The 7,367-nt window shown below is 33.7% G+C and carries 7 protein-coding genes; 3 read left to right on the top strand and 4 right to left on the bottom strand.

Annotated elements, in window-relative coordinates:
- Window positions 1–152 precede the first annotated feature (152 nt).
- On the bottom strand, window positions 153–1,445 hold the full coding sequence (gene eno, locus ACNQGH_RS21710; protein WP_417958110.1) for a phosphopyruvate hydratase: 1,293 nt from the start codon (window positions 1,443–1,445) through the stop codon (window positions 153–155).
- Window positions 1,446–1,845: 400 nt separating this feature from the next.
- Between eno and ACNQGH_RS21705 the strand changes: the two genes are divergently transcribed.
- The 3 genes from ACNQGH_RS21705 to ACNQGH_RS21695 all read left to right on the top strand — a co-directional run bounded on the left by ACNQGH_RS21705 (window position 1,846) and on the right by ACNQGH_RS21695 (window position 5,599).
- Entirely contained in the window at window positions 1,846–3,183 is a 1,338-nt protein-coding gene (locus tag ACNQGH_RS21705; RefSeq protein WP_417958109.1) for an erythromycin esterase family protein, read from the top strand.
- A gap of 142 nt (window positions 3,184–3,325) precedes the next feature.
- A complete protein-coding gene (locus ACNQGH_RS21700) occupies window positions 3,326–4,609 on the top strand; it encodes an IS1380 family transposase (protein WP_417958108.1) in 1,284 nt (427 codons plus the stop codon).
- Between the two features lie 780 nt (window positions 4,610–5,389).
- Window positions 5,390–5,599 (top strand): hypothetical protein, encoded by a 210-nt coding sequence (locus tag ACNQGH_RS21695; RefSeq protein WP_417958107.1) that lies wholly within the window; start codon window positions 5,390–5,392, stop codon window positions 5,597–5,599.
- Between the two features lie 419 nt (window positions 5,600–6,018).
- Here ACNQGH_RS21695 and ACNQGH_RS21690 read toward each other — a convergent pair whose 3' ends face one another.
- The 3 genes from ACNQGH_RS21690 to ACNQGH_RS21680 are packed head-to-tail and all read right to left on the bottom strand — an operon-like array spanning window position 6,019 to window position 7,217.
- Window positions 6,019–6,222, bottom strand: a complete 204-nt coding sequence (locus ACNQGH_RS21690; RefSeq protein WP_417958106.1) for a hypothetical protein — start codon at window positions 6,220–6,222, stop codon at window positions 6,019–6,021.
- Window positions 6,215–6,700: a hypothetical protein gene (locus ACNQGH_RS21685; RefSeq protein WP_417958104.1), complete on the bottom strand. Its 486-nt coding sequence runs from the start codon at window positions 6,698–6,700 to the stop codon at window positions 6,215–6,217. The genes ACNQGH_RS21690 and ACNQGH_RS21685 overlap by 8 nt, the downstream gene beginning before the upstream one ends.
- A complete protein-coding gene (locus tag ACNQGH_RS21680; protein ID WP_417958103.1) occupies window positions 6,684–7,217 on the bottom strand; it encodes a TIGR04255 family protein in 534 nt (177 codons plus the stop codon). Before ACNQGH_RS21680 ends, ACNQGH_RS21685 begins: the two co-directional genes overlap by 17 nt.
- Between the last annotated feature and the right edge of the window lie 150 nt (window positions 7,218–7,367).

Here is a 7,367-nt window from a genome sequence, read left to right as displayed (position 1 = left end):
AAAAAGCCTTATGGTTACAGTTAAATGTACGAAGAAAGGAGCAGAAAAACCGAGGTTTTCTACTCCTTTTTATTAACAATTAATCCTTAAAAAAGACTTTTTCAGTGCCCTCACTTTACATGAATGGCTTTTATTTAAAATCTATTATGAACTTATTTTATTTTGAAAGCGTTTTTTCCAGGAAAATAAGCTGTATTTCCAAGTTCTTCCTCAATTCTTATCAATTGATTGTATTTAGCCATACGATCCGAACGAGAAGCTGAACCTGTTTTAATTTGACCACAATTCAAAGCTACTGCTAAATCTGCAATAGTGTTATCTTCTGTCTCTCCTGAACGGTGAGACATCACTGAAGTATACCCAGCATTTTTAGCCATGTTAACCGCTGCAATAGTTTCGGTCAACGTTCCAATTTGGTTTACTTTTACAAGGATTGAATTAGCGATTCCTTTTTCAATACCGGTAGCCAAACGTGTTACATTGGTAACGAATAAATCATCTCCAACTAATTGTACTTTGTCTCCAATTTTTTCAGTAAGTAATTTCCATCCGTCCCAGTCATTCTCATCCATACCGTCTTCGATAGAAATGATTGGATATTTAGCCACTAATTCTGCTAAATAATCTACTTGCTCTGCAGAAGATCTGATCTTACCTGTTTCACCTTCAAATTTAGAATAGTCGTATTTTCCGTTTACATAAAATTCTGCAGATGCACAATCTAAAGCGATCATGATTTCATCTCCAAAAGTATATCCTGCAGCTTCAACCGCTTTTTTGATCGTATCCAAAGCATCTTCAGTTCCTCCAGCAAGATTTGGTGCAAAACCACCTTCATCACCCACTGCAGTGGAAAGACCTCTGTCGTGTAACACTTTTTTCAAACTATGAAAAATTTCAGTTCCCATTTGCATTGCATGTGAAAAAGAAGTTGCTTTTACAGGGAAAATCATAAATTCCTGAAACGCGATAGGCGCATCAGAATGAGAACCTCCATTGATGATATTCATCATTGGAACTGGCAATGTATTCGCAGAAACACCACCGATGTATCTATATAAAGGCAAACCTAATTCATTCGCAGCAGCTTTTGCAACAGCAAGAGAAACACCTAAAATTGCATTTGCGCCTAAGTTAGATTTATTTGGAGTACCATCTAAATCGATCATCATCTGATCAATAAGATTTTGTTCGAAAACTGAAACTCCAACAAGTTCTTCAGAAATAATGGTATTAACATTTTTCACAGCATTCAAAACTCCTTTTCCAAGAAATGCTTTTCCTCCATCACGTAATTCAACTGCTTCGTGTTCTCCAGTTGAAGCTCCAGATGGTACAGCAGCTCTTCCTAAAACACCATTGTCTGTAATTACATCTACTTCAATTGTAGGATTTCCTCTTGAATCGAAAATTTGTCTTGCGTGAATTTTGATAATTATACTCATAATACTAAAATTTAAATTTTAAAATACAAATATATTCTATCTTTTGTAATCATTTAATGAAAATAATGAATGTTATTAACGAAAACGTTATATTTTTTTATCAAACACAACATTTAAGCTATTTTAATAATTTATTTTTACATTATTTACTATTTTTTACGATTCCCTTAGCATCAAAACCAACCGATTGCCAGTATTATATCCTAGACTCCCGCCTGTTGATTTCAAACTAAAACCAAATAAATTAAGACGAATAATTTATGTAATATTATCTGATTATCAATAATATAGACTAACTTTATATTCATTTTTTTATTCCTAAAAATACCCTTTATTTCGTATCTTTTTTAATTGGAAATTTTCACTATTCAAACTATAAATTAAAAAAAATAAAAACGCGATGGACCCTTTAAAAAACCGTAACAATTTAAATAATTCTAGTGAAATTGTAGCATTATTGAGCAAAACGTCCTCTCCATTGGAAAATTCAACCGATTTAGATCCATTAATCGATGCTATCGGAGACGCTAAATATGTCCTTTTAGGTGAAGCTTCACACGGAACACATGAATATTATACCTGGAGAGCTAAAATCACACAGCGACTAATAAAGGAAAAAGGCTTTTCTTTTGTAGGAGTCGAAGGCGACTGGCCCGACTGCTATCGTTTGAATCGGTTTGCAAAAGGATATTTAGATTCCGGAACAGACATCTACAGCGTCATGAATGAATTCAAACGATGGCCGACCTGGATGTGGGCCAATTGGGAAACTGCAGCTTTCATCGATTGGCTTAAGGTCTATAACGAAGATTTCGCCGCTGACAAGCGAATCGGATTTTATGGTCTGGATGTATACAGCTTCAGGGAATCCATGAATTCCATCATCCAATACTTAGAAAAGAACGACCCCAAAGCACTGGCAGTTGCAAAAACAGCCATGAAATGCTTTGAGCCTTACGGCAGAGACGAAGGCCAAACCTACGCCAGAGCTTCTTCATTCCTGCCGGAACTCTGTGAAAAAGAAATCCTGCACCTGCTCAAGGAAATAGTAAAAAATGTCCCCAACTACAATCACGATTCGGAAAATGCGCTAAGTACCGAACAAAATGCATTCGTTGCCAGCAACGCTGAAAAATATTATCGCGCCATGATAAAAAGAGGTTCCGCATCCTGGAACATTCGGGACGAACACATGGTTTCCACTATAGAACGCCTCATGAAATTCCATGGAAAAGAAGCAAAAATAGTAGTCTGGGAACACAATACGCACATTGGCGATGCACGTGCTACAGAAATGGCGTCCCAGGGTATGGTAAATGTGGGGCAGTTGGTAAGAGAACAGCACATGAGTGATGGCGTGATTGCGGTAGGATTTGGATCCTATAAAGGAAGTGTGGTTGCCGGACGGGAATGGGGTGATTCCATGCGAAAAATAAAAGTTCCGGAAGCAGTCGCTGGAAGCTGGGAACATGCTTTTCATCTTGCCGGTGACGGAAAAAATAAATTGATACTGCTGAATAAATTAAAAGAGGAACAATGCCTCTCTTCCTATATAGGACATCGGGCCATTGGGGTAGTGTATAATCCAGAACATGAACGATTCGGAAATTACGTTCCGACACTACTGCCAAAAAGATACGATGCCTTTATTTTTCTCGATGAAACAAGTGCATTACATCCAATACATATTCAACCGGATGGACACGAAATTCCCGAAACCTATCCTTTCGGTATGTAAGTTTACATTTTTTTATATAACACCCAGTAGTCGCAGCTGAATAAAATAAAAAGCCCCAAAGTGTTGATAAATCAAGCTTTAGGGCAGTTATAGTCTCACCAAAAAGGTGTAAATTGTATTTGCGAAAATTCAAAATGCGACTATGGACAAAGTTATAACATCTTCGAAGAATGTCACTCCTTTTGGAGGATTAAATTTAATTTATAATGCAATAAATCGCTCAGGCATTGCTGAGTTCCTTGATAATCAAATAGGTTTGCGTCATTTTAAGGCACAATATTCCTATTCCGACATCGTCTTATCTTTATTCGGAAACGCTGTCTGTCAAGGCGACTACATTTCTGATTTAAAGCAGTTTAAATCCAAATTTAACGAACAATTCTTCGCTAATATTCTCTCTGTAGACACCGTTGAATATGCTTGTCAAGAATTAAAAACAACAACTATTAAGGAGGTTACCAATACAGGAGTTATACATGAGATCAACTTCAATAACGACCTAAACAATGCTATTGTGGCCCTTTGTGTAAAAACAAAACAATTAGACCCAATGATTAAAAACTACACTTTAGACTTTGATAATGTGGTAGTTGAAACAGAAAAGCAAGATACCAAAAAGAGTTACAAAATGACAAAGGGATATCATCCAAACTTTGCTTTCATTGGCCGCTTACCGGTACATATCGAAAATCATAATGGGAACACTCCTGCAAAATATAAACAAAGCGAAACTTTGAAAAGATGTTTCGATAATTTGGATACCAATAAAGTGAAGATTGGGCATTTTAGAGCAGATTCAGCATCCTACCAACAATCGGTTGTTGAATTGGTAAGTCAAAGAGCTACTTGTTTTTATATCCGAAATGTAACTTCTGAATCCTTTAGAAAACATTGTGCTCTGATAAAAACATGGGAAACCATTGAAGTTAACTTTGAAAAAAAAGAAGTGGTGACCACAAATCACACCCCTTTTGGCGGCGATAAATCGTATCGCATTGTAGTTACTCGCTCTTTAAGAGAAGATCGTCAAATCGACTTACTCTCAGAGTGTTCTTATAATTATTATGGTATTATGACTAATAATATTGCCTATTCCAACAAGGAAATCATAGAGTTCTATAACGACAGAGGGGATGCAGAAAACTCTAATCGCTACTTACTCAATGATTTTAACGTACATCATTTGCCTTTTCCTGATATGGATAGCAATACCGTTTTTATGTATCTCATGGCAATGTGTTCTGTTCTATTTGAATGGACAAAAAAGATTTTGGTACAAAACCAAACCAAATACATCAAGCTCAATATGCGTGTGAAAGCAATTTGTTTTAATTACATAACCATCGCTTCAACCTTTATAAATCACGCAAGACAAAGAGTGCTCCAGGTATTCTCGGAACAAGATTATAAAATATTACAGATCTAAAACCTGAAATTAATGAAGTTACCAAAAAAATCCCTGCGGGGGTAAGGGGGTACTGTGAACGCTTGTGATTTTAAACCAGGCTTTTTTGAAGAAAAGCAATAATTTTACCTAAACAAAAATCATTCTTACCTATAAAATGTTATGTTGCGACTTTTAGGTAGCATCTTTCTACAATAATACAAAGTATAGGAATTAAAAGGTCGAAAACTTTAAGCTTTTAATTTAGTTTTATAGTTTGATTCCCTTTTAGTTCCATATAAATAAAACCAAAATTTTCTATCCTAGGCTCAGATAAATGAATCCCATCGGATGTTAATATTAATAATCTATTGAACGCGCAGATTGTTGATGAGATGGCGATTTTTTTCTTTCACAGGTTTTGTATAAGCTTTCTATTTTCGACTACTTAAAACAGCACACTTTCATCGGAATAAGTAGACCCAGTTTGGACTGGAATACCCAATTGGCATACTGCTGAGTTAACTCTGAAATTGGGATTGAGCATACGACAAACCAAATTAACTTATTGACAGGAAAAGCTAAATACAAAAAAGCTTTATTATACTTTTGTACAATTTTTTATAATTTATAAAAAGCTATTACTTTTGTAACATACAATTAATCCTTAAAAGAATACATTTAAATCAAAACTCAAGAAATCATGGAAGAAACTACAGGATTGATAATAAAACGATTGCGTGAAATACATGGATATACACAAGAAAAACTAGCTAGTTTTCTTGATATAAAAAGGGAAATGGTCAGTTTAATGAAAGGGAGGTGTCGTTAGAAATTTTAGAAAAATTATCGGATTTGTTTGATGTAGAATTAGCTATTTTTTTTAGCGAAACCATAGAAGAAGCTATGACAGAAGTTGTTTTTACATTTAGAAAAGATTCGGTCAATGAAAGTGATATGGAAAAGCTTTCTGATTTTGGAAAAATCGTAAAAAATTATATTAAGACAAATCGATTGTATCATGGCATTTAAATGAGAAAATATTAGAAGCCAAGGCAAGTAAATTTCGAAGAGAATTGCGATTAGGCACTGAGACACCAATAGATTTAGAAAAACTATTATTGACTTTAGGTGTTTTGACTGTGTATAAACCTTTGGAAAGTGAATTTTCCGGGATAGCACTTAAAACCAATGAAAATTTATTTATGTTAATCAATTCGGCTGTACCAGTAGGAAGGCAAAATTTTACCATAGATCAATTTCCTTATTGACTTCAGTTTTATTATGGATATATTTTTCTCGAATTTTTTGCTAAATAGGAAGGCTTAGTTTCATCTTCAATGTCCATCCCAATAATTAAGCTATGAGAATTGTTTTCCGTAGTGAAAACCGCATCATAAATTGTACAAAGGTCAATTTTTTCAACAGTAGCGTTCTGAATCTCAAATAAATTATATTGAGATGAATTTAAAACAGTTTTTTTTTGGAGTGGTTAATCTTGCTAAATCGACAGAAAGTTTTCCATTATCTTTGGCTCTCAATTTAAAAACTCTTGATGTTGCAGTTCCGTCTGGATTTAAATATTTTTTTTCAGGTCTATTATAACCTCTTCTATATAATAATTCAGCCCAATCTATTTTTTCGCCTCTATTCATAAATAGATGTTTTATTTAACCAATTCAGGTAGTTTTTAAGTTTCGAAAATTCAAAATATTCTTGAGTAGGTAATTCTTTTTCAGGTATAAAAACGATATTGATTTTATCATCATAGATTATAATTTCAATGGATTTAGAATTTTTAGAATCCCTGATATCCAACATAACTTCTCCATTAGGTCCAGGTGCAGTATGATAAATTTTCTGACCTATTTTCTGAAATGTCATAGTAATTAATTCTGACACATTAATAACTTTAATACTTGGAGCTAAAGCATCATCAAAATCCCAATTGTCATTTAATTTTCGAAAACTTTTTAATAAATTCAATATCCTTTCATTAATCCCATATCTTCTTCGCACAGAAATAACAATTGAATTTAGTCTCTTAGGTTGAAAACCTATTTGGAAACTAACTTTAGCTACCTGCGGCTTGAAAGTTTCTGTTTCTGTATAACTACTAATTAAAGCTTCCATAATAGTCTTTATCTAATATAGCTTTAAATACTTCGGAACAAACATTATGCAAAACTTCAAGATTGTTTTCAAAGTTGTTGTTCAGATCTGCAATTTCTTTGATTGCTGATGTTATCATTACGACAGCATCTTTATTTGTTGAATTGTTTACGGCATCTGTAATGTTGATATTTAGATATGTTCCGTCATCTTGAATATAATTTCTATTGATCTTAATATTAGTCAATTTTCCAGGTAAGTCATATTTAGTTTTTATGCTTGTTTGCAAATTATTTTCAATGAATGACAATGATTCAAAATCACTCATATCAAAAGCATCTACATATTCTAAACTTATTCTATTAATCGTTATTTCATTTTCATAACTGCTTTTTAAAAAATCAATTGTTTCTAATATTAATTTTTTAAAGTCATTCCAAGTATATTTTTCCTCTGTTTGATTAATAGTTACTATTCCTTGCCCATGCTGAATCACTGGCCATTCCAATTCGTCAGTCCAATATTGATGAACTGGCACTCCGTAGATAAGTTGTTGGTTAGAGTTATATAATTTTCGAGTTACTTACTTAATCACTACGATTTGTTTCCAGCCCCGATGCGGATGTGAGACTAATCGTTTGAATATATTATCAAAAATAGAATCTTTGTAAATTGACCTATTCAGCCG

It is taken from the genome of Flavobacterium kochi, from assembly GCF_048286715.1.
Taxonomy (GTDB): domain Bacteria; phylum Bacteroidota; class Bacteroidia; order Flavobacteriales; family Flavobacteriaceae; genus Flavobacterium.
This window is presented reverse-complemented; position numbering and strand designations above follow the sequence as displayed.

Coding starts and splice junctions, on each gene's coding strand:
- ACNQGH_RS21690 (WP_417958106.1), bottom strand. CDS start 6,222: ATGAATAGAGGCGAAAAAATAGATTGGGCTGAATTATTATATAGAAGA.
- ACNQGH_RS21705 (WP_417958109.1), top strand. CDS start 1,846: ATGGACCCTTTAAAAAACCGTAACAATTTAAATAATTCTAGTGAAATT.
- ACNQGH_RS21700 (WP_417958108.1), top strand. CDS start 3,326: ATGGACAAAGTTATAACATCTTCGAAGAATGTCACTCCTTTTGGAGGA.
- eno (WP_417958110.1), bottom strand. CDS start 1,445: ATGAGTATAATTATCAAAATTCACGCAAGACAAATTTTCGATTCAAGA.
- ACNQGH_RS21685 (WP_417958104.1), bottom strand. CDS start 6,700: ATGGAAGCTTTAATTAGTAGTTATACAGAAACAGAAACTTTCAAGCCG.